The sequence below is a fragment of the Vibrio natriegens NBRC 15636 = ATCC 14048 = DSM 759 genome, assembly GCF_035621455.1.
GTDB classification, from domain to species: Bacteria; Pseudomonadota; Gammaproteobacteria; order Enterobacterales; family Vibrionaceae; genus Vibrio; species Vibrio natriegens.
In genome coordinates this window covers 2,409,677-2,435,244 of the sequence record NZ_CP141822.1, presented here as the reverse complement: position 1 = coordinate 2,435,244, position 25,568 = coordinate 2,409,677, and the positions used below count along the sequence as shown (strand labels likewise).

The window sequence follows — 25,568 nt, the reverse complement described above, 5'->3', positions numbered from 1 at the left end:
AAGGGAGCTGACGCTTGCCGTTTACCAGCAGTGGTCATGAAATACAAAAAGTTAGCACAATTGGGTCAGTTATTAAGGCCATTTACAACTCCCACCCCAACAAAAAACATTATCATCCACAGTATCGAAACATTCAACTTCTTAAGCAGATAGAAGCCAGCAATCACCAGGGCAATATCTATCGGGTCTGCGACTGCACTGGTAAACACAGGTTGGTAAAGTGCTGCTAAGAGTAGACCTACAACGGCCGCATTTACGCCACTAACGGCTCCGGAAATCGCGGGTTTCGCTGCTAGTCGTTGCCAGTTTTTTAGTACGCCAAGCAATAGTAAGAAACCTGGCAGGAAGATAGTTAATGTAGCAACTAGAGCACTAAGAGCCGGTGTCTCTGTTAGTTGATAGCCAAGATATGTTGCAAAGGTAAACATCGGGCCCGGTACGGCTTGTGCGGCAGCGTAACCGGTTAAAAATGCGTCCTGGCTGATTTGATCGCCAAGGATATTTTCTAACAGGGGAAGTACCACATGACCGCCACCGAATACTAAACTTCCTGCCTGAAAGAAGTCATTAAGTAGGCTTACCATTGGGGTTGTATGGGCAATGAGAGGTAGCCCGAACAGTAGTACTGCAAAGATCACAAGCGGTGTTAAGTTGGGCTTAAACGGTTGTGCTGGAATGGCAGATTCTTTCTTCAAGTAGAGTACGCCGACCATTCCAGCGATAATCAAAACCAGCATCTGAGTTGTTATGCCTGGCACGAGCAAAAGTGCGATCGTTGTTGCGACACATAACCCGGCCGTTAACTTAGTTTGGCAAAAGTTCTTGTACATTCCCCATGTCGCATCGGCTACCACCACAACGGCCAGCAACTTTAATCCGTGTACGATGTTTTGAAACAGAGCCGTATCGGTGACTTGGCTGCTTACCATGGCTAATACCAGCATGATCAGCACTGAAGGTAGCGTAAAGCCAATAAAAGCCGCGCATGCTCCTCCTAGTCCGCCACGTTTATATCCCAATGCAAATCCCACTTGACTAGAGCCTGGGCCGGGTAAGAACTGACTCAATGCGACGATTTGTGCATATTCGCTGTCATCCAGCCATTTGAGCTTTTCAACGAAAGTTTGGCGGAAGTAGCCAATGTGAGCGGCAGGGCCACCAAAGCTGAACCAACCGAGCCAAAAGAAAGTTTTAAAAATAGTGAACATGTTGAGCCTATTTATCTAAATAGAATTTTCATGTTGTTAATTTAGCGAGTGGTTTAAAATGACTCAAATTGATAATCTGAATTTAATTTATGAATGAAATAGGATAGGTAGCTAATGAAAGACGACGTTCAATGGCGCAATATTGACTTGAATCTGTTGGTGACATTTTCTTACCTATATCGCTATCGAAGTGTCAGTTTAGCGGCAGAGAATAGCTATGTGAGCCAATCTGCAATGAGCCATAGTCTATCTCGTTTACGGTTACTTTTTGATGATCCTCTTTTCGAGCGTAAAGGACACAAAATGGAGCCAACAGAACATGCTCACAATATTGCTCCAATCGTACATAATCTTCTGGACTCCATAACAAAAGACCTACTGACTAAATCTGAGTTTCAGCCACAGAGTTACTCGGGTGTGTGTCGCATTGGTTTAACTGATTACGCTGAATTCATTTTTGCGCCAGCTATCTATGATGAAATTCATAGGCAGGCATCTGACGCGAAAATCAGCTTTATTAATGTTGATCGAAGTAATTACATGCAACGAACCGAGCGCGATAAGTTAGATCTTGTGATTGGTAGCATACCTGCTCCTGAAGAGGACTATTGTAGCCAGTACCTCTATACCGAGAAACATGTATGTTTATGTGATAAGAAGGTGTTGAACGGTAAGTCAGCGTTATCTGTCGTTGAGTTTGCCAATATCAAACAAGCATTAGTCAGTCCTGATGGCAGCTTAAAGACACAAGTAGACCAAAAGCTCGCGGAGCACGGTTTGAGCCGCCAGGTCACCGTGGCATCACGTAATTTTCTTACTATTCGTCACTTACTTAAACAGCGAGATCTCATAGCGATTGTGCCGGAAAAGATGGCGCTGGCTGAAGGTTTTTCAGATGATTTAGTGACGATTCAACCAACTATTTCAGTGGCGGATTTTGAGATTTCTATGATATGGCACACCAGTCGCGAAAATGATGAGAAAGGTATCTGGTTGAGAAAGTTGGTAGCAGAAACGATTACTTCTCAGTGATAACGTTTAACCTATTTTGGTCGTATTACGTAAAATGAGCTCGCTAGGAACATAAACTTTAAGAGGTAACTTACGATCATCACGGTGTTTTTCAACCAATAAGTTAACCCCTTGAGCCCCCATCATCTCAGAGTGAATACGTACCGTTGATAGTGGAGGGAAGGTAAAACTAGCGGTTGGAATGTCGTTCATACTGATCATAGCAATGTCGTTTGGAATGTGCAGTCCGCACTCATGGATAGCGCGTAAAACCCCGATTGCAATCGTGTCTGAGGTGACAAATATTGCAGTAGGAATATCTCCTTTAGCCAACATCTCTGTGCCTAAGTCATATCCGGACTGGCTTGAACCGTCGCCGTAATAGATATCCGATTCTGAAACTAAACCTCTTAGGCTGGCGTATTCGACAAATGCAGTCTTTCGGTTATCAGTCGAATCTGTTTGGCTTTGACCACCTATAAAGCCAATTCTCCGATAGTCCTGATTGGCATAAAAGTCGACGACTTGTTTGCTTATCCGCTCGAGATCGGCACTTACACAATCATATGGATTATCTTGTTCAGAAACATCGATGCAGCAAATGAAATTTTCTAAACGCTTAGGTAACTTATTGATAATCTTTTGCTCTATGTCGCCAACAAGAAGGATACCTGTGACTTTCTGCGTATCGGTTTCCAACTCATTGTTGTAGCAGTTGGTGAGGGTAATACCGAGCTTCTCGCATTGGCTTTCAATACCATGACGAATCGACAAGTAGTAAGGATCACTACTTTCGAGTTCTTGTCGGTAATTATAAAGGGCTAAGAAATGATGACGCTGGGTGCTCTTTCCGGTCGAGCCTTTTGAACTTTTGGTGCGATATTCGAGTTTGTCTGCAATCTCTAAGATACGACGTTTGGTTTCTTGTTTTACATTTAATGTCGGATCATTATTTAAAACACGCGATACCGTCGCAAGTGATACACCAGCCTCGTTTGCAACGTCTTTTAATTTTGCCATGTACCATTCCCGTAGACACAACGCGCGATCTCGATGAGAAAGCAGTAATACCGCTATTTTAAACAGTGGGTTATGCAGAAACAAATTTTCTGCACTGTTTTCTTTTTCCATTTCATTTGATCATCTACCTTAATGACTTTTCTCCTCAATTAGAGCCCCTTGTTTTTCATCAACGGTGTTTAATAGATCAACTTAATCAATTAAACAATTAGTGGAAACGTTTACATGATTGGAGGTTGATCACGGATTTCGATCGATATTGGTTGCTAGAATTTAGCCTGTTCTTTTTCAACTATACCCGTGTTGGGCTGATGGTCATGCAGAGCGCACCGCTTAAAAAAACGGTATTCGATGAACTGGCTTTGGAAACACAGTATTCGGTATTTGGGAAGACCAATTAAACCAGAAATGGGGGCTCAACAGTGGGGTGTTGAGCTCTGGGGGTTGCTATCAGCAGCAAACTGTTTATTAGTTTGAATTTATAGATAGCGTTTTGGGTGGGCGATTACCAGCTTAACTAAGTCGTTGATCATTATTGTCCTAGACGAGGTGAACAGCGACTTATCTAGGATGGTAGTTAGCCCACTTTTTCTTACTAAGGCAGCTGCGCTCTTAATCACGTGCGGTCAATTGTTGTTGCTAAATTATACTTTTGCCACAGAATCTCTGCGAACTAACGTAGGGCTAAAAATGATCGTCTCATCTTCAACTTTTTCGTTACGAGAAAGCGCTAATGCTAAACGAGTAGCGCGTTCTGCCATTATTTCAATAGGATAGCGGATGGTAGTTAAGCCTGGATGGACAAAGCGAGCTATGAGTCCGTCATCAAACCCCACCATAGAGACTTGTTGCGGCACATCAATACCGTTTTGCTCCAATGTCGCTAAAGCGCCAGCAGCCATGTAGTCGTTATAGGCCACAACCCCTGTGATTTCGAGAGACTTTGTCAGCAGGTTGGTCATTGCTACTTCGCCCCCATCACTGTTTGGCTCACCATATTCGACATAGCTTTTTGACAGCTCAATACCATGTTCTTTTAGTGCACTTTGATAACCTTGTAAGCGCTCATCGGTATCTTCGATGTCATGAGAAGAGGCGATACAGGCGATCTTACGATGTCCGTGACGAATCAAATATTCAGTGGCTAAGAAGGCACCTTTGCGGTTATCGAGAGAAATGCAGCGTTCGGCCAGCACGGGAATATGACGGTTGATCAATACCAATCCTTTGACTTCTTTGGCATAGGCGATGAGTTCCTCGTCAGAAAGCCCTTTGGCGTGAATGACAAGAGCGTCGCATCGGCTGTTCGCTAATAAATCCAGAGCGCGGCGTTCATCGTCCGCATTATGGTAACCATTGCCAATCAGGATGTGCTTACCATTTTCACGTGCAACGTTATCAACGGACTTTACTAACGTACCAAAAAAAGGATCGGATACATCACTTACCAGTACACCAATAGTATTGGTACTCTGGCTTACCAATGCTCGAGCCGCGGCATTAGGGCGGTAGCCTAATTTACTCATAGCTTGTGTTACTGCATCAATGGAGTTTTGGCTCGCTTTTGGCGATTTATTGATTACGCGAGAGACGGTAGCAACGGATACACCAGCTTCTTTTGCAACATCTTTGATGGTTGCCATATTTGACCTTTATGGGCGAGAACATTTGACTGAAAGTATTAAACACCCATAGTGTAATCAGTTCAATTCAATAGAGAGTTTGCAGTTGGAAATGAGATCTTTACCACCTGTTTTTATTAAGTTTACTGTTAGTGTAAACGTTATACCTTTTATTAAAGTTTTAAAGCGTGTTTTATCATGGAAAACAGCTCATACTCAGACTTTGTCTAGATGAGTAGTGAGACGTCGGAATACATATTGTTATCTTAGAAATGCATGATGAATCTGAACGCGTGTTACTGACTGTTGAAGGCACGACGCTTGTTTAGGAAGTGCGTTTAAATAGGTAATATTTTTATCAATCATATTTATGTATTGCGTCGCATTTTATTTATCTATCAATATGAATGCGCTGCACTGTAATTATAATCCCTGCGCTTTTTAAAACTGTTTAAATACATGAAAGGTATAGGAAATTATAATGAAAAAAGTAATGCCACTATTGGTTCTAGGTGCAGTGGTTGCGTCAGCGTCAGTTCAAGCAAATGATAACTGGTATGTTGGTGTTGATGTTCTTAATTCTGATCTTGAAGTTGAAGGGATCTCTTCTGATGATTCGGTGACGGGTTTGGGCATCGTTTTAGGTAGCGAAGTGCAATACTCAGAAAACTTCAAACTGGCTTTGGAAGCTGAGTACGTTAGCTACGGTAGCTTCGAGAAGAAAGAATCTTCCATGGGTGACTGGGTAAAGGTTTCTATTGATGGTTACGCTTTTAACTTGAATGCTAAACCTAAGTACCAATTCTCTGAGTCTGGTTTTTACATCGGTGCGCTAGCTGGCCTTGGTGTAATTGGTGTTGACTTCGAAGTAGCTTCAAACATTTTGGATGCAAATGGCAAAACTGACGGCAGTGATGTGGGTTTTAACTACGGCGCTGAAGTAGGCTATGAATTTGATTCAGGTTTTATTGTTTCTGGCGGTTACCGTGCTTCTTCAGTAACGATTGATGTTGAAGGCGGTGGCGAACTCGATTTCGATTTCGACAGCGTTTATGTTGGCGTAGATTACAAGTTTTAATCTAAAACTAACTGAATACGAAAAAGGAGCCTTTAGGCTCCTTTTTCGATCAACGCATCAATCAGTTCATAATGATGGTCATGAACACCTGCGAGGTTTCCGTATTTCGGTTGATGACGATCATTCTCTTTCGCGTGTTGCCAACCCACGGTATGCCTAACAAAGTGTTCGGCAAAAGAGTGGGAAACCTCCAGACAACCAGCCAAAACGGTATCAACGTAGCTTTGCATTATCGGGCTGTTAGAGCAGGGCGGCAGTGGCTCGTCCTTTACATAAACCCAAATAGCGTGATCGGGATTAAATGGTTGGTCTGTTTCAATTTGATCGGGGCGAAGTTGAATACGATGATAGCCACGTTCGCGACGATCGAATTCTGCTAAAGCTTCATCATTGACTTCAAGTAGCACGCCGTTGACCTGTCCTTGTCCTTCGTTAACGACCAGCGGGGACAAGGTGTAACTTTCATCGATTTTGCCCCAATAGCGAACTAATCCGTGTGCGATGACTGGAATCGCTGCGCCTGTTTGTCCTGTCAACTTTCGAGAAGCGGAATTAATCAAGCTGCCATAGCCGAATATGTACATCTGTTTACGTCCCTTACTTAATTGCGAACCGCCTTTCTTTATACCTAACCCTTCGTAGAAGCACAAACTTTACCCCCAAAGTATAGTCTTCTCCCTAACATGTATTTTTAATGTATGTTTATGGTAGTATCCATTTTGTCGCTGAAAATCTCTGGGCTGGCAATAATGATCCGATCATTCAACCTGCATCGAAACAAGCTTGAGGGCCAAAAAATGCTGAATATCACCGATAAAAAAGTGGAAGAAAAAATCCCTGCATGGCTGCGTTTAGGGTTTCGACCGTTTTTCCTATTTGGCGCTATCTATGCCATCGTCGCTATAGCGATGTGGGTGTGGATGTTCCAGACCGGACAGCCCAGTGCACTGCGCGTTCCTGCTCTTTGGTGGCATGTGCATGAAATGTTATTTGGTTTTTCAATGGCGATCGTCGCTGGCTTTGTGTTAACTGCGGTACAAAACTGGACGGGAATAAATGGCACCAAACATTACACACTGTTGGCTATTTTTGCCTTGTGGCTTGCGCCCAGAATTTTACTCTGGACGCCAATCCCTTTGTGGTTAACGAGTACTATCGAAGCGTTATTTTTATTGTTTGTCGCTTATGAAGTAGGGATCCGAGTATACCGCTCTAAAGGGTGGCGAAATCTGTTTTTTGTCCCGCTGTTCTTATTGGCGATCTTTGCTAACTTTGCCAGCTACGCGACGGTGAAGGGCATGCCACCATTTTCCTCTTCAGCGGTTTGGCACGCTATGCTGTGGTGGTTTACCTTGTTATTGTCGGTAATGGGTGCACGGGTCATTCCGTTCTTTACTGCCCGCCGTTTTAACTTCGAAAAAGCGCAACCGTTGGTATGGCTTGATTGGCTGGCAAACCTTCCTTTGGTGATGTTGTTTATCTTAAGCTTCTTCCCTGTAACTTTTTCTCAACTTGGTCAACCTTTAATGGTGTTTGCAGGCATTGCTCAGTTGGTTCGCTTCTTACGTTGGAAGCCATGGCTAACCTTAAGTGAGCCACTGGTTTGGTCGCTGCACGCGGCGTATTTGTGTTTACCATTGAGTTTACTTTTGCGCGGAGCTTGGGGGGATGCATTTGCAAGTCATAACCTGATTCACTTATTCGCGATAGGTGCCTTAGGCGGTTTGATATTAGCGATGATTTCGCGTGTCACCATGGGGCATACGGGGCGTATGATTTACAAAGGACCCAATATGAGTATCGCCTTCGCTGCCGTTATTGCCGCAGCTGTGGTTCGTAGTTTTGCTGTGATTTTCGACCCTGCCAGAATGATGTTGTGGATAGATATCAGCGGCGGATTGTGGATATTCGCATTTGGCATGTTTGTATGGCGATTTGGTTTTATGCTGGTTACTCCGCGTGCCGACGGTCATCCAGGATAAAGCTACAGCGTAAAAAAGAGGAGAGGGCATCTCCTCTTTATTGTTTCTTCGCGAAACTACTCGTCGTCGCTTTTGTTAGTTAACCCAAAGCGTTTTAACAGCAGCCACTCCAGAGCAAATATAATAATTAATGCTACGCAGAACCAAGTGAAGGCAGTTGCAGAGTCCACGCCAGGCATGCCGCCGATATTAATACCCAGTAGCCCAGTTAAAAAACTGGTCGGTAAGAAAATAGTGGCAACCAGTGTAAACAGATAACTGTTTTTATTGGTTTTTTCATCGCGATTGTGCTTAATCTCTTCCTGGAATAATGCCACTTCGCCCAGATAAAAGTCGATGGTTTCGTTAATGCGCGTAATGTTGTTGTGCGCGAATCGATACTGATGTGGTCTGGAAACCACCAGATCAGAGCTTGATTCAAGCAAATCACGGATCGCATATTGCTGCGGACGTATAAAGCGTTTGATAGAAATAAGCGCCTTTTGAGCGGAGATATGCTTATAGGTGGACTCATCGTTCACGTCGAAATGATTAAGAGTTTCTTCAATCGTATCCAGATAAAGATCAATCTTCCCGTTTAAGCCTTCGATGATTTGATTAAGCAGGCTTGCCAAACTCTTTGGTCCCTTCTGTTCAGCCAAGGCCTGGCGGATTTCCATAATCGCACGCGAAGGGATTTTCCGTGTTGAAATCAACGCACCTTGGAAATATAAAATCCGAATACTAAGCATATCTTCTGGAGACGCATTCTCATTCATATTGATGCCACGCAGAATCAACATGAAGTTTTCATCGTCCAGAGGGTGAAAAGAGGGGCGACTTTCATCGGCGAGTAAATGATCAACGGTCGCTTTAGGCACTTGATTGTGCTCCAGCCAGCCACGAATATCTGGATGAAGTCTTTCGCAGTGGTACCAATGTTTCGCTTTGATTTCTTGTGATGTCGTTGCTTCTTGAGTTGCTATTGGCGTTGAAAAATCCCAATGCTCAATCATAAACCCCATATTCTTTTCCTTATCATGAGATTACTTGCAGTCTATTGAATGAGTATGATTGCATTTTTAGCGAAAAGTCTACGAAAAATTTCCGAAAGCGCTAAAACAACAAAGCCTGCACGAAGCAGGCTTGGTCACGGGATTGGAGTCATTAGCCCACTTGTGAGAGGTTCACGACTTTCTGTTGTAACTTTTCTTTTAAGTATTCTGCAAGAGATAGCTTTTCTTCGTCGCTCATGTAGAGCCCGATCTTGGTACGACGCCATAAAATGTCTTCGTCAGTCAGGGCCATTTCATGGTTCATCAAGTAGTCAATTTCACGCTGATATACGCCACCGGCTTGTGTAGAGAAGGCTTGGCCTAAATCGGCTTCACTTGTCGCTCCCTTCATTAGCTCCCACGTTTGTGTTCCAAACTGAGTGACGTAACGTAGAATAAGCGCTTTTGGTGCCCAGGCGTACTTGGCGTGGATCTGTTTCGCCAGTTGTTCGCGACTACAGCTGAAGTTACCGCCCGGCAGAGCTTGGTTTGCTGTCCAGTTACCGCCCATTTGTGGCAGGAATGGCGCCAGCTTTTTCATCGCCGCTTCACCCAGTTTTCGGTAAGTCGTTAGTTTACCGCCGAAAACCGAAAGTAATGGAGCTTGATCGAATTCTGCATCTAGCTCTAGCGTGTAGTCTCGCGTGATCGCCTGTGGCGAGTCTGACTCATCATCGCACAGTGGGCGCACACCGCTGTATGTCCACACCACATCTTCGCGCGATAGCTGGTGGACGAAGTGCTGGTTAACAATGTCGATCAGATAATCGACTTCGTCATCAGAGATCGCAACTTCTCGTGGGTCGCCTTTGTATTCGACATCTGTGGTACCGACGATCGAGAACTTATCTAAGTACGGGATCATAAACACGATGCGGTTATCTTTGTTTTGCAGAATATAAGCCTGAGGTTCGTTGTGGATACGAGGAACAACAATGTGCGAACCTTTAATCAAACGAATATTACGTGGAGAAGCTTGCTCTAATCCTTCATCAAAGAACTGTTTTACCCACGGTCCCGCAGCGTTAACCAGTGCTTTCGCTTTACGTTCAAAACGTTGATCTGTCATTGTGTCGTGAATTGTGACATGCCAGATGCCGCTTTCGCGATGCGCTTTTTCTACTCGGCAGTAGTTACGAACTTCTGCATGGTTTTCACGTGCTGCGAGAACGTTAAGTAGAACTAAGCGAGCATCATCTACCCAGCAGTCGGAGTATTCAAAACCGGTTTTTATCTCCGGTTTTAACAAGCCAGACTTTGCCAGATTAACGGTCTTGCTGCCTGGGAGCGTAGTGCGTTTACCTAAGTTATCGTAAAGGAACAAACCACAGCGGATCATCCACGCTGGACGTAAAAATGGACGATGAGGTAAACGGAAACGCATAGGTAACGCAACATGAGGTGCTTTGCGAAGGATTACTTCACGTTCTGCGAGCGCTTCCGAAACTAAACGAAACTCGTAGTGTTCAAGGTAGCGTAATCCACCATGAATAAGTTTGGAGCTTGCTGAAGAGGTTGCAGATGCAAAGTCGTTAGCTTCATACAAACCAACACTTAATCCACGGCCTGCAGCATCAGCAGCGATACCAGCCCCGTTAATGCCGCCACCGATAATGATCAAGTCTAAAGGAGTGGATGAGTCAGTTGTGGAAGCATTTTTTTGTATACTCATAAATTTGACCTCTTTGGTGAGCGAACGAGCATTTTAGAACATGACTTAATCCTATCTTAGGTTTCGTTTGTGGTCATCTGTTATTTTCGTTTTTGAGCGTTTTGTGTGATTTGGGCACAAAAAAACCTCTGTCTAAGTAAGGCAGAGGTCATTTAAAGGTTCAAGTTTGAGCGAATTATTTATTTTCTTCGTCTGTCGCCCCGTTTGCGTCGACAACTTCAAGAGGGATGGAGGCTTCTTTTAAAATAGACAGAATTTCTTCAGGTGGCTGCTTATTGGTAAATATCATGTTTAACTGAGCGATATTGCCCAGTTTCACCATCGCATTGCGGCCAAACTTAGTGTGGTCTACGGCCAGAAATACGCTGCGACTGTTATCGATGATAACCTGTTTTACTCGTACTTCATGGTAATCGAAGTCCAGCAGTGAACCATCGAAATCAATACCACTGATTCCGAGAATACCGAAATCGAGGCGGAATTGTTTTACGAAGTCCAGAGTGGCTTCACCGACAATACCACCATCGCGGTTACGAACTTCGCCGCCAGCCAGTATCACTTTGATTTCTGGGTTAGGGTAAAGAATGGTCGCAACATTGATGTTGTTAGTGACCACTCGAAGTTGTTTGTGGTTTTTATTGAGTGCACGTGCAACGGCTTCCGGCGTCGTTCCGATATCGATAAAGAGCGTCGCGCCATCAGGTATGTGTTTGACCACCTCTTCTGCAATCACATCTTTTTCGTTGAAGTTAAGTGCTTTACGCGTGTTGTAAGAGGTATTTTCCGAGCTGAGAGGGATGGTGGCACCACCGTGATAGCGACGAATTCTATTATCGTCGGCGAGCTCATTGAGATCGCGTCGGATGGTTTGTGGGCTGACATTGAATCGTTCAACCAACTCATCCGTGCTGACATAGCCTTGTTTTTTCACCAACTCGACAATCTGCTGGTGTCTAGGTATTTGCTTCACTTAGGACTCCATTGTGCACGGGTAGCTAGCTCCCAATGCTTAACATTCGAAATATATTGAGTAATTTGGAGATATTGTGCTCGAATTTGCGCGTTGTGAGAAGTAAAGCGATCAAGGAATCGGGGATAAGACGCAAAAAGAGCGCTCGAATGGCGCTCTTTGTTGGTGTTGGTAGGGGATTAATCGTCTTCGTCGTGAAGTTCTGACCAAGTTTGAGCACATTTCACTGCACGCTTCCAGCCTTTGTAGCGACGATTACGCTTCTCTTCATCATCATGAGGCTCAAATGTACGATCAATTACCGCTTTACCTTGCAGTTCATCGAGGCTATCCCAATATCCTACCGCTAAGCCTGCCAGATAAGCTGCACCCAGAGCGGTTACTTCAGTGACTTCAGGGCGAAGTACTTGCGTATTTAGTACGTCAGACTGGAATTGCATCAAGAAGTTGTTTGCTACTGCGCCGCCGTCAACTCTTAGGTTAGCCAACTGGATTCCAGAGTCGGCTTGCATTGCATCCAATACGTCACGGGTTTGGTAAGCGATACCTTCCAAAGTCGCACGAATAATATGGTTTGAGTTAACGCCTCGAGTTAAGCCAACAATGGTTCCTCGTGCGTACGCATCCCAGTATGGTGCGCCAAGGCCAGTAAAGGCTGGCACGACGTACACACCATTGGATGTGTCTACTTTTGTTGCGAAGTATTCAGAGTCTTCTGCGCCATTAAGAATCTTAAGCTCGTCACGCAGCCACTGAATAGACGCACCACCCATGAACACCGCGCCTTCTAGTGCGTATGCCGGTTCACCTTTCGGGCCACATGCCAGTGTTGTCAGCAGGCCGTGTGTAGACGTCACTTTTTCCTGACCAGTATTCATCAACAAGAAGCAACCTGTACCGTAGGTGTTCTTTGCCTGACCTGCTTCAACACACATCTGGCCGTATAGCGCAGCTTGTTGGTCACCAGCAATACCCGCAATAGGAATACGCGTACCACCTTTACCACCAATGTTGGTTTTGCCATAGATTTCAGATGAACGTTTTACTTCAGGCATCATTGACGCAGGAATACCCAACTCATCCAACAGCTTTTGGTCCCAACATAGGTCATTGATATTAAATAGCATCGTACGTGAAGCGTTGGTGTAATCCGTTACGTGCACACGGCCTTGTGTCATTTTCCACACCAGCCAGGTATCAACCGTACCAAATAACAGTTTTCCTGCTTCGGCATCTTCGCGGGCACCTTCGACGTTATCAAGAATCCACTTCACTTTGGTGCCAGAGAAGTAAGGGTCAAGCACTAAGCCTGTGTTGTCACGTACGTAGTCTTCTAAGCCGCGGCGTTTTAAGTCTTCGCAAATTTCTGCGGTGCGTCGACATTGCCAGACGATAGCGTTGTAAACCGGTTTACCTGTTTCTTTGTTCCAGACGATCGTTGTTTCACGTTGGTTTGTGATGCCAATAGCCGCTAATTGATCGCTGCGGATGCCTGACTTAGCTAAAGCTTCAACTAAGGTTGAACTTTGTGTTGCCCAGATTTCCATTGGATCGTGCTCAACCCAACCTGCTTGCGGATAAATCTGAGTAAATTCGCGCTGAGCGACGCTGACGATATTCGCGTCGTGATCAAGAATTACTGCGCGAGAGCTTGTCGTACCTTGGTCTAGGGCAACAATGTATTTTTGCTCAGTCATGGTAAGAATCCTTTTATTTCGTTATTTATATTTTAGTAAATGTTCGGGTTATGTCGGTTTTAAGCGCGAGCTTGTTCTGTTTCTTCTGTGTCACACTGATTCGGGATCGTACAGCCGTGGCCTTGCTTTGGAAGATAAGCTGCAATCGCTTTTGGATATAGCCAACCACCAAAGCATGCACCTGCGATTGGGGCGAGAATTGGGACAATAAAGTAAGGGATATCTTTCGCGCCAGTCAGCGCATAATCCCAGCCAGCAAAGTAGGCGAACAGTTTTGGTCCAAAGTCACGAGCTGGGTTCATCGCAAAGCCGGTTAGTGGACCAAGTGAACCACCAATAACAGCAATAAGAATACCAATCAATAGTGGGTTCATTGCGCCGCGAGACGCACCGTTGCTTTCATCACCCAGCGCAAGAATCGCAAACATTAATACCGCAGTAATAACGAATTCGACAGCAAAAGCTCCCATGAAAGAAAGAGAAGCATTTGGGTAGGTAGAGAAAATTCCCGCTGTTGCTAAGGCCTCTTGGCTACTACGAACGAAATTGTGTGCGATTTCATAATCAGTAAAGAGGTTGGCGTACAAGCTGTAGACCAAAGCTGCGGAACAAAACGCGCCAAGTAATTGAGCGATGATGTATGGCAACACTTTTGCTTTATCGAAGCCATGGAACATGGCAAGAGCAATGGTCACCGCTGGGTTAATGTGAGCACCTGAAACGCCGGCTGTACAGTAAATAGCGATGGTCACACCTAAGCCCCATACTATGCTGATTTCCCACTGTCCAAAAGATGCGCCAGTTAACACTAGGGCTGCGACGCAGCCAACGCCGAAGAATATAAGTAATCCTGTACCGATAAATTCGGCCAAACATTCTCCGAACAGAGAAGGGTGTTTGTTGGTTGTCATGGTAAGAGTCCTTTAGTTAATTTTGCTTATCTAGCACGGTAGTATTGTGCATATAAATAATCTTTCGAAAACAAACGAGCGTTGAATTTGAGCGTTTGAGCATAAAAATGTTAATCAAACTCTTAATTTTTGTTAAATAGCGCATCTTTTAATCATAAAAGAAACTTACCGATCATCATTTTTTGAAGTTTAAGGTGTGATGCTTCATTCATGTTACCGATGCGTACAGGAATAGGAAACTGGTAAGAGGAGTTTTGTGAGGCTGCTGCGTGAAAGGTGATTTGTTGCACTGGTTTAGCATAATAAGTAACCCTAAATAGTTAGATCTTATAAGGAGTTATACGGGCTCTATTAAAGGGGGGGAGTAAGCGACATTCCCGTTTTAGATCGGGATACGTGCTCGCAGAAGCCCAGTTTTGTTTAAAGTCGCGTCTAATTTATGCTGCGCCATTGGGAACGTGCTTATCACGTTAGTCACTTTGTGTTCGTCGGATTAATTTCGCGATTTGGTGAGAGAATGCTCTTTTGCAAACATCCACAACATTAACGAAATATGCGTAAAGTTGAAGGAAGTTCTAACTAATGAATTCTAATTAACTGTATTTATTACAATTTAATTCTTATGCAACATTTGTCACAGAAATAGAGTTTTAACTTCATACAATGCGATGAGTTTCGAACGAATGTTTGTTTTGTTTCGTTTTTGTTTTTGGGTTTCTTACCATCGCATTATAAATAATGAGGTTCCTATGTTTGGAATATTCAAACCTAAGGCGCACATCGATCGTCTATCCCCGGACAGTATTGATAGCACCTACTCTCGTCTACGTTGGCAACTTTTCATTGGTATTTTTGTCGGCTATGCGGGCTATTATCTGGTCCGAAAAAACTTTAGTTTGGCGATGCCGTACCTAATTGAACAGGGCTTTAGCCGTGGTGATCTCGGGGTTGCGCTTGCGGCCGTATCTATCGCATATGGACTGTCTAAGTTCCTGATGGGCAGTGTTTCTGACCGTTCTAACCCGCGTTACTTCCTCAGTGGCGGCTTGTTAATGTCTGCGCTTGTCATGTTCTGCTTTGGCTTTATGCCTTGGGCGACGGGCAGTGTAACCGCGATGTTTATTCTGCTGTTTTTAAACGGCTGGTTCCAAGGTATGGGATGGCCAGCTTGTGGACGAACCATGGTTCACTGGTGGTCACGTAAAGAGCGTGGTGAGATTGTTTCGGTTTGGAACGTTGCCCATAACGTGGGTGGCGGTTTGATCGGTCCACTATTCATCCTTGGTCTTTGGGCTTTTAACGACGACTGGCGTACCGCATTTTACGTTCCTGCTTTTTTTGCCACGTTGGTCGCGGTCTTTATCTGGATGACGGTTCGAGATACTCCTCAATCTTGTGGTCTTCCTTCGATTGAAGAGTACAAAGATGATTACCCAGATGATTACGATAAATCTCACGAACAGGAAATGACGGCGAAGGAAATTTTCTTCAAGTATGTGTTCAACAACAAGCTGTTGTGGTCGATCGCGATTGCCAACGCGTTTGTCTACTTAATTCGCTACGGCGTGCTGGACTGGGCACCGGTATACCTAAAAGAAGCGAAGGATTTCTCGGTAGACAAATCGTCGTGGGCTTACTTCCTGTATGAGTGGGCGGGTATCCCTGGCACGCTATTGTGTGGTTGGATTTCTGACAAGATATTCAAAGGTCGTCGTGCTCCTGCGGGTATTCTGTTTATGGCTCTTGTGACTGTTGCGGTTTTGGTTTACTGGTTCAATCCAGCAGGCAATCCGACGGTAGACATGCTGGCGCTGATCGCGATTGGCTTCTTGATTTATGGCCCTGTCATGTTGATTGGTTTATACGCTCTTGAATTAGCGCCGAAGAAAGCAGCAGGTACAGCGGCGGGTCTGACAGGATTGTTCGGTTACTTAGGTGGTGCCGTGGCAGCAAACGCCATTCTTGGTTACACGGTTGACCACTTTGGTTGGGATGGAGGTTTTATCATCCTAATCGGCTCATGTATCACTTCTATTGTGTGTTTGACCTATGCATTTTTAGGCGAACGAGCACATCACGATCAGAAAGCGCGCGAAAAGGAAGCAGTAGCGTAATATTTATTTAAAGAGGCAGTGGAATACTGCCTCTTCGCTTTATCAAGGAAATATCAATGAAAACAACGTCAGTATGTCTAACATTCTTAGCTCTGAGCTTATCGGCTGGAGCGATTGCCAAACCACTAGTGATTGCTCACCGAGGCGCCTCCGGTTATCTACCAGAGCATACGTTAGAAGCCAAAGCGCTTGCTTATGCCATGAAACCAGATTACATCGAACAAGATGTCGTGATGACCAAAGATGATCAGTTGGTGGTATTGCATGACCATTACCTAGACCGAGTTACCGATGTTGCTGAGCGTTTTCCCGATCGCGCACGTAAAGATGGCCGTTACTACGCGATTGACTTTACTCTGGCAGAAATAAAATCGTTGCGAGTGACAGAAGGGTTCAATATCGATGACAACGGTAATAAGGTTGCAGGGTATCCAACTCGATTCCCAATGTGGAAATCTGATTTTACTGTCCCTACGTTTGCTGAAGAAATCGAGTTAATTCATGGGCTAAACAAAACTTTGGGTTACGACATCGGTATCTACCCGGAAATCAAAGCACCTTGGTTCCACCGCCATGAAGGGAAAGACATTTCAAAAGCGGTTCTGAAAGTATTGAAACAGTATGGCTATGATTCGCAAGACGACAACGTGTATCTGCAGTGTTTTGACGCCAACGAACTTCAACGTATCAACAGCGAGTTGATGCCAGAAATGGGGATGGATCTAAAGCTTGTTCAGTTGATGGCTTACACCGACTGGAATGAAACTATGGTCTACAAGGGCGATACTGCAACACCATATGACTACGATTGGATGTTCGAGGCGGGTGGTATGAAGAAAGTCGCCAGTTATGCAGAGGGGATTGGCCCTTGGAAACCGATGCTGGTGGATGATAAATCAACCCAAAATAACATCATTATCAAACCACTGATGAAAGCAGCAAAAGATGCCGGTTTACAGGTGCATCCTTATACTTTCCGTGCCGATCCGGGTCGTATTCCTGCTTACACTGATAGCTTCGAAGGCATGATGGATGTCTTCTACAATCAGGTGAAAGTCGATGGTTTGTTTACAGATTTCCCAGACAAAGCGGTAAGTTTCTTGAATAAGTAACGGATATCGCAAAGTAACAGAAACAAAAATCCCCCAACCGTTTCCAGCTGGGGGATTTTTTTATTCTAATTCAAAAAAATTAGTTGTTTGAGTGTAGTTCGCTGTTCAGTTCAACTGCGCTCTTGTTCGCAAGACACTCAACCTGACCTGTTTGAGAGTTACGACGGAATAGCAGGTCAGAGACGCCAGCAAGGTCGCGAGCTTTAACGATTTCTACTTCGTTACCTTCTTTATCCAGCATACGAACTTTAGTACCAGCAGTTACGTACAGGCCTGACTCAAGAGTACAACGGTCGCCTAGTGGGAAGCCAAGACCTGCATTCGCGCCTAGTAGTGAGTTTTCACCGATAGAAACAACCACAGTACCGCCACCTGATAGTGTACCCATGATAGAAGCACCACCACCGATATCTGAACCGTTACCAACCACAACACCAGCAGAAATACGGCCTTCAACCATGCTCACGCCTGTTGTACCTGCGTTGAAGTTGATGAAACCTTCGTGCATAACTGTTGTACCTTCGCCCACGTGTGCGCCAAGACGTACACGAGATGTATCAGCGATACGAATACCAGTTGGTACCACGTAGTCGACCATTTTAGGGAACTTGTCGACACAGTCTACGCTTAGCGTGCGGCCAGCCAGACGAGCTTCGATTTGACGATCTGCCAGTTCAGGCAGGTCGATTGGGCCTTCGTTTGTCCAAGCGATGTTGTGTAGCAGACCGAAGATGCCATCCAGAACGGTGCCGTGTGGCTTAACCAGACGGTTAGAGATAAGTTGTAGCTTTAGGAAACCTTCAGCAACAGATTGTGGCTGCTCGTCAGAAGCTAGGATCACCAAAACAAGTGGTTGTGCAGATTCTGCTGCTTTAGTTGCGAAAGATGCGTTTGCAGCATCGCCGTTTGCTTCGAAAGCTGCTGCAAGTTCTGCGCTTTGTGCTGCAGAGATCTCGATAGCTTGGTTGCCTTGCTCGTATCCCGCTACCGCCGCTAGCGCGTTTACTAGCTCGTCGCTTGGGTTAAGAACTGGGTTAGGAAAAAACGCTTCGATGATTTTACCGTCACGGTTTTTAGTTGCCGTACCAAAGGCTAGAGAAAAGAAAGCCATAGTTGATCTCCGTCTGTTGAGTCTGGTCTCGTCGTTCGCTGACAAGAAATTAATTATGCCAATCACAGTAAATAAGGGTTCAGAGATAGCGCTTGAAAAATGTTTGAGTACAAGGCAAAAGTTTTTTGATAAGTAGTTACTCTACAATCAAAATTTTTAACGCAGTTATCACGCATTTTAACAAGCTAGAACGACCAGTTATTTACTACGATTGGTATCAGTTGATAGTCATCATAAAGACACTGTTGGGGAGTTTAAAGAGGTGAAATACAGAAAGTCCGTAGATGGATACCTTTTGTCTTTTAAGAGATATGTCTGTCTGATGAGAAATGTGACCTAAACTCAACATCTCGCTTGAACAATAAGAAGTCCAAGGCTCTGAAATGAAACAAGCCAAGTCAAAAAGACTTGGCTTTGTGAACTAACAAGTTACTCGGATATTATCCATCCAGAAGATGGGAATTACTTAACCCTGACCAGTTCAGGTTGTGCATATTCCCAACTAGTCGTGTAGTCATTCAGTGATTTAATCATGTAGATTTCTCCGCCATCAGCGACAAAGGCAAACTGAATATGCTCTTCATCTGCCCCCCATGAACCTTCACGATTAGTTGCAGCAAAAGTCTCAATTACCGTGTTGCTCGCTTTGTCAATCACACGGAGCTGGCGACTTTGCTCACCTTCAGCAATTACATACTCACTGCCTGTATCAATAAACGCAGTGATGGATGGCTTGTACGTGTCACTCAATTCAGATAACGGAAGTTGACCAGCCCACTTCAGATCTAAGTGAGTGCCATCTTTTAGCGTATAGTAGTTGCCGTTGCCGTCGATATAGTATTCACCTGCTTTATCAAACCAGAATATCCCTCCATGTGAATGGTCTCCATGATACTCATCTTCGGTGTTCTGCAAGTTCCATTGCCCTGACTCAACGAATACGCCAGTAAAACTTTGTGGCGAAAGATTGGCCTCTAAGCCTAACAATACGTCCCCGTTACTACCCAGTTTAATATCGGGGGAATACCAATAGACTCCTTCAGAGATCTCACTACTTTTCGTGGAAATATCGATCACTTCTAGGTTTGAACCCGCAGCGAATAGATCATCACGACGCACAGCAATGCTTGGAGAATTATAACTCGTCGAGATCTGTTGGCGGGTTGGCGTCGCTAAATCTGCGGAATTAAAATCAAATACTTCAGCTTGATATTCCGTCGCGACAACAACGCGACCTTGCTTGGCAAGAGTATCAACAGTTAGAGAAACAGGCTGGTTAGAAAGGCTAAAGCTGTGTGTCTTTCCCGTTGCTAAATCATATACATGCAGCTGACTAGCTGGTGATTTTGAAGTCATTACTAACAGATTTAAGCCTGGAACGTAAGCCGCTTGTAACACTTCATACCCGAACTTCAAGCGTTCGTTTACCGCTAGCGCGTTACTTAAGGCTTGTGTTGGTGCTTCAATCACAAAGTCCATTGGCACCTGAAGTGGGCTACCTGCTACAGGGTAGTCACATTGCTCGTCGTAACATACATTGAGTTCTAAATCGCCACTATAATCGCCAACAGCGAGGTTATGTGGCAACTTTAAGTCAATTAAAGCAGCGTATTCATCATAAGATTTTGGTGTCAGAGATAGCTGGTTGACCCGCACTTCACCGTCTGAACGTGATAGCTTGAGCTGATCGCCATGGTTACCGCGAAGACGGATGGTGCGCTGCTTGAGATTATTATCTACGAGAGCGTTGGTTGCCGCGTGGTAGTGGATCGTTTCATCCTCTAACAGGATCGCCTGTTCGTTAAGTTCGACACTGTAGTTAATCGTTGCGTTAATTGGTGAGCCAGGAACATGCTCATTACAATACTCATCAAAGCAGGCCAGCATAGAAATCTGATGTTGGGTTGTGCCATTGCCTGCTTTGTAGCCAGGCTCTAAGTCAATCTTTAGTATCCCGCCGGTTTCAGAAGTAAACACAATCTCAGCGTTTTTCACCAGAGGACTTTCTGAAGCAACACCCACATGGATCTGTTGTGCGGTCACTCCTTTTGAATCAAATGCGATATGTGCGGTTAATGGCAACATCGTATGACCGACAATATCGACCGTCGGTTGTGGGCTGAACACGCGAATATTACCGCTGCTATCACTACCACCGCCACCACCTCCGCAGCCGACCAAAAATAACGTAATAACCAAAGAACTAAATTTGTACATAATTTCACCTCTCTGAAAAGTGCCGATATTTTGTATCGCTAATTAATTAGCAACAACAATTACTTATCGCCATTGGAGGTTGTGGGTGCGAATTTCGAGTCATATCAATTAATGGGCAGGATGTCACGATTTTGGAGGGCAGCTACTCAACTAAAAGGGATGATTTCAGCCTAGGAAAGAAGTTTTAGGTGGGTGTTTTTACTAAACTAAATGCGTATTGAATATTTTAATTTAGAGCAAGTGAGATCTTGTTTAAATATTTTATCTGTGATCAGAAGGCATAAAAAAACGCCACAATATGCAGCGTTTTTTGAAAAGCTTGGCAATCTTATGCGGCGTCTTCGTTTTTGTCTTCTTCGACAGCTTCAAGCTTCTTCGCTTTCTTTGGTGCAGGTCTACGTTTTGCACCTAAAGCATAAAGCACTTCTTCTTTGTTTTGCGCAAGGAACATGGCAAGATCTTCCTGCTTATCTTCCTCTTCAAGAAGTTCACTCTTACCTAGCAGAGAGAATAGCTCGTCCGCCATATCCAGCATTTTGTCATATGCGTCAGCTTCCGCTTTAGAGGTAAAAGTCATTTTCTCTTCTCCATTGCGTTCTACCACGTACTTGACTATTACAGCCATGGTTAGTCCCCTAATTTGGTGAATTGATACTGGCTTTTTATACAGTTTTTAACCAGCTAAGTCTAGAGCAGTAAAGCCTGGTGAGTTAAGAATGCGAAGCGAGTAGAGCTAACTGACCAGCTATTGAACTATTTATTATTTACGGGAGACTGCCAACTCTGGCAAAACTCGATAAAGGTTTTTAGCAGGGGACTTTGATATTTTTCTTTGTGCACTAATAGCCAGAATCGACGTTTCATATCCAGCGGCATTTCAAGAACCTTTACGCGGCCTTCGCGAATTGCCGGATCGGCTGATAAACGTGACAAACAGCCAAGCCCTAAACCTGCAGATACGGAGTTGATCAGTGCTTCAGTGGTATTGAGCTGAAATGCCTCGTGCCAGTGCTCTAGACGAGGTGCGATGACACGCAAAAAGAACTCACGTGACCCAGAACCTGCCTCGCGCAATATCCATTCGCTGTTTTCCAGCTCTGCCAGATTCATCATTCCCTCGTGCGCTGCGGGATACTCTGGCGAGCAGATCACGCACATCTCATCTTCACTAAATTGTGACGACTGAAGCTCGGGGTGCAGTGTTTTGCCTTCGATCAGGGCGATATCCAGCTCGTAGTCAGTTAATTTGTCACATATTTGCGCCGAGTTTGAGATAAACAGGCTTTGAGAACGGTGGTTGGTGTGCTGGCGAAATGCGCTTAAGAGAAAAGGAGCGACTTGATTGCCGATGGTATCACTCGCTCCAATTCGTAGTTGCCCGGTTAGGGCGTGATCACCTTCAAAAATGCTCTCAATATCTTTAGCACGGTTTAATAACTCATCCGCTAAGGGCAGCAACTTTTGCCCTTCTTGATTGAGAATCAATCGGTTATTGACCCGATCAAACAGATGATGACCGATCTGCTTTTCCAGTTCAGACAGCGCCATACTTACCGCCGCTTTAGAAAGGAAGAGGCTCTCAGAGGCGGCCGTCAGCGTTTTGTGCTGAGTGATGGTGGTAAATACCTTGAGCTGTTTAAGAGAAATATGACTTGCCATAGAATTATGTTTAGTAAACCTGAACGTATGTTCTAAATAATTAGATAGTTTGGAACGAAGTGCAAGCGTATTATTAGCCACATCGAGACTGGCTCTGATAGAGGTTGTGATGATTCAGAAAACAAAAGCAAAACTAATCGACGCACCGACTCCGATGGCGGGGTTAGCACTTGGTATTGCGAGTTTGGGTTGGAGTTGGGAAAACTTCGCTGAATTACATGGCTATGGACAGTGGGTGAGTGCAGGCATTGCCAGTGTATTGCTGACCATTTTGGCGATTAAATTCATTCTACATCATCAATTGTTAAGGCAGGACCTTGCGCACCCAGTCGTGGGGAGCGTTGTACCAACATTTGCAATGGGAACGATGGTGGTTTCTAACTCATTAGGTCAGTGGTTACCGCTTGCGGGCGACGCACTCTGGCTGGTCGCGGTTGTTCTTCACATCGTGTTTTTAGTGAGTTTTGTTTACCATCGAGCAAAAGAGTTTGAATTGCACCACATGGTTCCAAGCTGGTTTGTACCACCTGTAGGCATCATCGTTGCAGATGTGTCGTTCTCGGGTAATCCGGTTTTAGCACCAGTGGCTCAAGGCGCGTTGATGTTTGGCATGGTAGCGTATGCGATCATGTTACCGATGATGATTTACCGTTTCATGTTTACCCATGAAATTCCAGATGCAGCGAAACCAACGATGGCAATCATGGCTGCGCCAGCGAGCCTGTCTTTGGCGGGTTACCTAACCGTCACTGCGACGCCATCGCCAGTGATCATCGCTATGCTATTTGGTATCGCGGTATTGATGACAGCGATCATCTACCTAGCATTCTTTAAATTACTCAGACTGCCATTTAGTCCAGGCTATGCAGCGTTCACTTTCCCAATGGTGATAGGTGCGACAGCACTGTTTAAAATGGCGAACTGGATGGAGGCACAAGGTTTAGCATCGGATTATGTTCAACAAGTGCGAGGCTTAGCGGGTCTTGAACTGATTGTTGCGACATTTGTTGTCTCTTATGTGGCATTACAATACATCAACAACTTGTTGATTCAACCTCGCTTAATACAAGCGCATCACGCCTAACTAGTAAGATATGAAAAAGCCTCTTGGTGTTACCGCCTAGAGGCTTTTTACTTTTAAGGGGGATCGAATACGGACTCAGCCTTTTTTATAAAAACGCGACATCTCGTCGAGAAAATGACGAATAATATTAACCGGAATATGGTGTTCTTTTTCGACGTTTAACTGGTTGTCCAGTTGCTGAGAATGACCGCCTGGGTTTACCACCAGAATCAAATCTTTTCCGATCAAAGCATAGTTATAGTAACTGCCCGCGATGTACCAATCACGAGGGGCAGAGTTATCCAGTAAGTTGTGGCCCACGCTGTAGGCGCTTGTTTTACCCTGAACATCAAACAGCATATTCATCATGGTTGGAACGACGTCAAAATGCGTAGTACGGTAATCAATTTTCTCAGGTTGATGATTGGGTATGGATACGTAAAGAGGAACATGCACCTGAACGTCACTGTAGTTCCCCGTATGGCCCCAGTAGTTCATCTTGTGATCGTTAAACTCCTCGCCATGGTCAGAAGAAAGCACCACGATAGTGTTGTCTAAATCGACGATCTTCAGTACTTCACCAATCAAATTATCAATGTAATACAACGAGTTTTTGTAGCGGTTGTGATAAAGCGAAGCATCAAAATCGTTGTTTAAAAGAATGTGATCGACGCGTTCCCAGTACGGTTTGAATTTAGCGAACTCAGGTTCTGGGAACAATGTGCCGTGGGCAGAATCATAGAACAGAAAGCCAAAGTATGGCTGTTCACTGTCCTGCTTTTGGAACTCGATGAACTTATCCGTGATCTGTTGATCTCGTTCTACTGCCGTTTCACCTGTCTGTTTCAGGGTTAAGTCGGGTACTTTTTTGAATACCGTGCGAGAAAGCGGTGGGCTGGTCAATGGCGCAGAGCCAAAAATACCCATGCGGTAGCCTTCTTGTTGCAGTGTATCCATAAATAGTGGGGAGCGTTGGCTCGCGTAAAAGCTTTCCCAATAGGTGGCAGGTAAACTATAAAATAGGCTAAAGATGCCAGCTTGAGTCGAGTTACCACCGCTCATATGTTGAGTAAAATTCAAAGTTTGTTTAGCGAACTCACTGACATTTGGCATGACTTCAGGAGTTGCATCACTGTAGCGCCAAGCATCCACCAAAATAAACAAAACGTTTGGGAGTGTCGTTTTACTTTGTACTTGAACAGGCTCAAGCGGATAGTTTAGAGAGCTACTTTCAACGTTGGATAATTCCACCCGGTTCTTCGACGCGATACTTTCATCAACAAGGTTGTGTTTGTAGATAAATTTACGAGCAGTAAGCGGATAGTAAAGCGGCCAGTTGTTCGAATACTGACTGACTTCATCATCGTAAAGTGCGTTTTTGTACGCATGGATCATTTGTGTGCTAAGCAACATGGCAAACCACACACTGATCAACAAGAACTTTGCTCGGCTTTCTGCGAGCTTATTACTCAGCCAAACGGTGCATGCAAGTCCTAGTACTAGAACGGTGACTTCACTGCCGAAAATGAGCCAGCTCATCCAGGAAATATCAAACACATCGCTACCACCCTCAAAAAACATGCGGATTAATAGAGCATTGATGTGGAATTTATATTGTTGAAAAACAAGGATATCGACTTTGAATATGATCAGAAGGCAGATAGAGATAGCGATAACGATGCCTTTGAACAAACGAGTCGGTAGAAAAGAGAGCAATAAACTCAACAACATAAATGGAAGAACAACCAAACCTAGCCACCCAAATTGAGTGGAAGCTAAGTAATAACCTTGCAATAAGGTTAGCGGTTCATTCTGATTGCTAGACAACACAAACGGATAGCAAGTGATAGACAGATACACTGCAAAGCAAGCAAAAAAAGCAATCAGCCAAGCGCTGTTGGACGACGGTTTGCGAATCATACTTTTCATATTTATAAATTATAGGTGGTTCGATTATAAAACAGTGTTTTTTATTTTGGAATGGATGTGAACAATGTCACGTTATGTGTGGGTTTAATCGGAGCTTATTACGTCATTGAAAAGTAGTGTTTTATGCTCAAACTGCGCGATATCTAGCCTTTTGTTAT

General features: G+C 44.5%; 20 protein-coding genes. 6 read left to right on the top strand and 14 right to left on the bottom strand.

Annotation, left to right across the window (positions count from 1 at the left end; translation table 11 throughout):
* Positions 1–65: 65 nt before the first annotated feature.
* A complete protein-coding gene (gene chrA, locus VER99_RS11015; protein ID WP_020334329.1) occupies positions 66–1,208 on the bottom strand; it encodes a chromate efflux transporter in 1,143 nt (380 codons plus the stop codon).
* A 114-nt stretch (positions 1,209–1,322) separates the two neighbouring features.
* On the opposite strand from chrA, the gene VER99_RS11010 reads away from it, so the two are divergent.
* The gene (locus VER99_RS11010) at positions 1,323–2,240 is read left to right on the top strand and encodes a LysR family transcriptional regulator (protein WP_020334328.1); all 918 of its coding nucleotides are present in this window, start codon (positions 1,323–1,325) and stop codon (positions 2,238–2,240) included.
* A gap of 6 nt (positions 2,241–2,246) precedes the next feature.
* On the opposite strand, the gene ebgR is transcribed toward VER99_RS11010, so the two are convergent.
* Together ebgR and VER99_RS11000 are read right to left on the bottom strand one after the other, a co-directional pair.
* Positions 2,247–3,239: a transcriptional regulator EbgR gene (gene ebgR / locus VER99_RS11005; protein WP_024373069.1), complete on the bottom strand. Its 993-nt coding sequence runs from the start codon at positions 3,237–3,239 to the stop codon at positions 2,247–2,249.
* A gap of 644 nt (positions 3,240–3,883) precedes the next feature.
* On the bottom strand, positions 3,884–4,882 hold the full coding sequence (locus VER99_RS11000) for a substrate-binding domain-containing protein (protein ID WP_020334325.1): 999 nt from the start codon (positions 4,880–4,882) through the stop codon (positions 3,884–3,886).
* Positions 4,883–5,342: 460 nt separating this feature from the next.
* On the opposite strand from VER99_RS11000, the gene VER99_RS10995 reads away from it, so the two are divergent.
* Complete coding sequence (locus VER99_RS10995; RefSeq protein ID WP_020334323.1) at positions 5,343–5,939, top strand: outer membrane beta-barrel protein; 597 nt, start codon at positions 5,343–5,345, stop codon at positions 5,937–5,939.
* Between the two features lie 32 nt (positions 5,940–5,971).
* Here the strand turns inward: VER99_RS10995 and VER99_RS10990 are convergent, their stop codons facing one another.
* Complete coding sequence (locus VER99_RS10990) at positions 5,972–6,523, bottom strand: gamma-glutamylcyclotransferase family protein (RefSeq protein ID WP_020334322.1); 552 nt, start codon at positions 6,521–6,523, stop codon at positions 5,972–5,974.
* A 213-nt stretch (positions 6,524–6,736) separates the two neighbouring features.
* Between VER99_RS10990 and VER99_RS10985 the strand changes: the two genes are divergently transcribed.
* A complete protein-coding gene (locus VER99_RS10985; RefSeq protein WP_024373068.1) occupies positions 6,737–7,921 on the top strand; it encodes an NnrS family protein in 1,185 nt (394 codons plus the stop codon).
* 56 nt (positions 7,922–7,977) lie between these two features.
* Here VER99_RS10985 and VER99_RS10980 read toward each other — a convergent pair whose 3' ends face one another.
* The 5 genes from VER99_RS10980 to VER99_RS10960 form a co-directional block, all read right to left on the bottom strand.
* On the bottom strand, positions 7,978–8,925 hold the full coding sequence (locus VER99_RS10980) for a CorA family divalent cation transporter (protein ID WP_014232829.1): 948 nt from the start codon (positions 8,923–8,925) through the stop codon (positions 7,978–7,980).
* A 142-nt stretch (positions 8,926–9,067) separates the two neighbouring features.
* Complete coding sequence (glpD, locus tag VER99_RS10975; protein ID WP_020334320.1) at positions 9,068–10,627, bottom strand: glycerol-3-phosphate dehydrogenase; 1,560 nt, start codon at positions 10,625–10,627, stop codon at positions 9,068–9,070.
* 175 nt (positions 10,628–10,802) lie between these two features.
* A complete protein-coding gene (locus VER99_RS10970; RefSeq protein WP_014232827.1) occupies positions 10,803–11,597 on the bottom strand; it encodes a DeoR/GlpR family transcriptional regulator in 795 nt (264 codons plus the stop codon).
* 179 nt (positions 11,598–11,776) lie between these two features.
* Positions 11,777–13,294 carry a glycerol kinase GlpK gene (gene glpK, locus VER99_RS10965; protein ID WP_014232826.1) on the bottom strand — a complete coding sequence of 506 codons (1,518 nt, stop codon included), beginning with the start codon at positions 13,292–13,294 and terminating at the stop codon, positions 11,777–11,779.
* A 59-nt stretch (positions 13,295–13,353) separates the two neighbouring features.
* Positions 13,354–14,205, bottom strand: coding sequence for an MIP/aquaporin family protein (locus tag VER99_RS10960; RefSeq protein ID WP_020334318.1), 852 nt, complete (start codon positions 14,203–14,205; stop codon positions 13,354–13,356).
* Between the two features lie 749 nt (positions 14,206–14,954).
* On the opposite strand from VER99_RS10960, the gene glpT reads away from it, so the two are divergent.
* The gene (gene glpT, locus VER99_RS10955) at positions 14,955–16,319 is read left to right on the top strand and encodes a glycerol-3-phosphate transporter (protein ID WP_020334317.1); all 1,365 of its coding nucleotides are present in this window, start codon (positions 14,955–14,957) and stop codon (positions 16,317–16,319) included.
* 56 nt (positions 16,320–16,375) lie between these two features.
* Positions 16,376–17,431, top strand: a complete 1,056-nt coding sequence (gene glpQ, locus VER99_RS10950; RefSeq protein WP_020334316.1) for a glycerophosphodiester phosphodiesterase — start codon at positions 16,376–16,378, stop codon at positions 17,429–17,431.
* Positions 17,432–17,510: 79 nt separating this feature from the next.
* On the opposite strand, the gene dapD is transcribed toward glpQ, so the two are convergent.
* The 4 genes from dapD to VER99_RS10930 form a co-directional block, all read right to left on the bottom strand.
* Complete coding sequence (gene dapD / locus VER99_RS10945; protein ID WP_014232822.1) at positions 17,511–18,542, bottom strand: 2,3,4,5-tetrahydropyridine-2,6-dicarboxylate N-succinyltransferase; 1,032 nt, start codon at positions 18,540–18,542, stop codon at positions 17,511–17,513.
* Between the two features lie 462 nt (positions 18,543–19,004).
* On the bottom strand, positions 19,005–20,759 hold the full coding sequence (locus tag VER99_RS10940; protein ID WP_024373065.1) for a hypothetical protein: 1,755 nt from the start codon (positions 20,757–20,759) through the stop codon (positions 19,005–19,007).
* Between the two features lie 328 nt (positions 20,760–21,087).
* Positions 21,088–21,384 carry a YebG family protein gene (locus tag VER99_RS10935; RefSeq protein WP_014232820.1) on the bottom strand — a complete coding sequence of 99 codons (297 nt, stop codon included), beginning with the start codon at positions 21,382–21,384 and terminating at the stop codon, positions 21,088–21,090.
* A 128-nt stretch (positions 21,385–21,512) separates the two neighbouring features.
* Positions 21,513–22,418: a LysR substrate-binding domain-containing protein gene (locus VER99_RS10930; RefSeq protein ID WP_014232819.1), complete on the bottom strand. Its 906-nt coding sequence runs from the start codon at positions 22,416–22,418 to the stop codon at positions 21,513–21,515.
* Positions 22,419–22,527: 109 nt separating this feature from the next.
* Between VER99_RS10930 and VER99_RS10925 the strand changes: the two genes are divergently transcribed.
* Positions 22,528–23,502 carry a TDT family transporter gene (locus tag VER99_RS10925; protein ID WP_020334314.1) on the top strand — a complete coding sequence of 325 codons (975 nt, stop codon included), beginning with the start codon at positions 22,528–22,530 and terminating at the stop codon, positions 23,500–23,502.
* A 75-nt stretch (positions 23,503–23,577) separates the two neighbouring features.
* On the opposite strand, the gene VER99_RS10920 is transcribed toward VER99_RS10925, so the two are convergent.
* Positions 23,578–25,401 carry a DUF3413 domain-containing protein gene (locus VER99_RS10920; protein WP_020334313.1) on the bottom strand — a complete coding sequence of 608 codons (1,824 nt, stop codon included), beginning with the start codon at positions 25,399–25,401 and terminating at the stop codon, positions 23,578–23,580.
* Positions 25,402–25,568: the final 167 nt, after the last annotated feature.